Consider the following 2,022-nt stretch of genomic DNA (forward strand, 5'->3'; position numbering starts at 1 on the left):
TTTTTTTTTTTTTTTTGGTTTTTTTTTTTGTTTTTTCCCCCCAAAAAAATTAAATTTTTTTTTGTTTGGGTTGTTTTTTTCATTTTTTTATTTTCCCGCACCCACCCCCCAACAACGTACCTGATAATTTTTTCGGCTTAACGTTTTACTGTATTGGCAGATTGGTTAAATAATAATTCCCGCGCTTGTTCAGGACTTATTGCTTGTTCTTTAAACGCCTCTGCTTTTTCGTAAGCACGAATTGTTGCCGGACGTGCTTTAATTGCTTCAAACCAGCGTTGTAGATTGGGAAAATTTTCTAATTTTTGATTTTGCCGTTCGTAGGGAACAATCCAAGGATATATGGCAATGTCAGCGATCGAATACTCACCCGCTACAAATTCCCGATCGCTCAATCGTTTATCCAAAACTGCATACAAACGCCCAGTTTCATTCACATAGCGATTGATTGCATAAGGAATTTTTTCCGGCGCGTACTGGGTGAAATGATGATTCTGACCTGCCATCGGCCCAAGTCCGCCCATTTGCCAGAAAAGCCATTGCAAAACTTCGACGCGATCGCGAATACTAGCAGGAATTAACTTTCCGGTTTTTTCTGCTAAATAAAGCAGAATTGCTCCTGATTCAAATACTGAAATTGGTTCGCCACCATCAACAGGTTTGCGATCGATAATCGCCGGAATCCGATTATTGGGGGAAATCTTCAAAAACTCTGGTTTAAATTGATCCCCTGCACCAATATTTATGGGAAATAAAGTGTAAGGTAATCCAATTTCTTCTAAAAAGATGGTAATTTTGTGTCCGTTTGGTGTTGTCCAATAGTAAAGTTCGATCATGGATTTAAGTTCCCTAAAATAACAAAAATGAGATCGAGAATTGCTTCTTAATTACAACTTGATCAATTAAAATTTTTCAACCCAAGGGCGCAATTCTACTTCATAAGTCCAAGCACTGCGAGGTTGACGCAAGATGTTGAGATAGGTTTGGGCGATCGCATCTGGATCGAGAAAACTATCCGGCTTGTCAGGTGGTTCCAAGCGTGTAGCCGAACGAATTACCCCATCAATTACAAAATGTGCGACGTGAATATTTTGGGGAGCCAATTCACGGGCAATACTTTGAGCTAAACCCCGCAAGGCAAATTTACCCATCGCAAACGGCGCAGAGCGAGGATAACCTTTGACACTAGCGGAAGCACCTGTGAAGAAAATTGCCCCAGAGCCTAACTTTAACATTTGTTTGGCTGCTGCCTGTGCTACCAAAAACCCACCGTAAGCCGTAATTTCTAATGATTTAGCGACTTCGATCGGATCAAGCTCAATTAGCGCCCCCGGAATTCGTAAGCTCGGATTATAAACTACGACTGTTGGCACACCCAACTTTTGTTCAACTTGATTAAATAATTCGTTCACTTCATCAGGTTTGCTGGCATCACAGATAAAGCTTGCGGCTCCAATCTCCTCAGACAAGGTGCTGAGTTTATCAACTTGCCTGGGTGCCAGAGCAATAGTCATGCCCTCTGCCGCAAACAAGCGGGCTATAGATGCACTGAGTCCGCTACCAGCGCCAATGATCAATGCTGTGGTTACTTGGTAGTTCAATTTCTTTAGTTTTAATTCACACTATTTAATCAAAATAACTTGTCTTTCAGAAAAAAGTATGAAATACTTTATAGATATTCTACAGTAACTTGACCGACAATTCGTAGTTTGTAATCTGACTAGTTAAGATAGGCGCTAGTCAGATTACTTGATTCTTTATAATTTAAGTCAATTCGTTTTTGAATTTGGCTGTGATTTAAGTTGAGCTAATTCGCATCAAAGCTACCCTAAACAGCCGGAATTTTACCAACTAATAAAGGAAAAAATTCATGAGTACCATCTGACGGGGTGACAACTATGGCTAAAAGGTAGACCGGATAAGCATCTCGGCTCTTCGACCTCGCTGATAATAAGGTCGTTTATGTGGACTTAATGACATTAATTGAGCAGTTTGTTCATTCAATAAAGTCAAAGATTCCAC

Annotated in this window: 2 protein-coding genes; both read right to left on the bottom strand. The window is 40.2% G+C overall.

The annotated features are described in order from the left end of the window. Positions 1–137: 137 nt before the first annotated feature. Positions 138–836 carry a glutathione binding-like protein gene (locus tag ACE1CC_RS01880; protein ID WP_413268778.1) on the bottom strand — a complete coding sequence of 233 codons (699 nt, stop codon included), beginning with the start codon at positions 834–836 and terminating at the stop codon, positions 138–140. 66 nt (positions 837–902) lie between these two features. Further along, positions 903–1,601, bottom strand: a complete 699-nt coding sequence (locus tag ACE1CC_RS01885) for an SDR family NAD(P)-dependent oxidoreductase (RefSeq protein ID WP_413268779.1) — start codon at positions 1,599–1,601, stop codon at positions 903–905. Positions 1,602–2,022: the final 421 nt, after the last annotated feature.

Source organism: Floridaenema aerugineum BLCC-F46 (genome assembly GCF_041929345.1).
In the GTDB taxonomy this organism is placed as follows: Bacteria; Cyanobacteriota; Cyanobacteriia; order Cyanobacteriales; family Aerosakkonemataceae; genus Floridanema; species Floridanema aerugineum.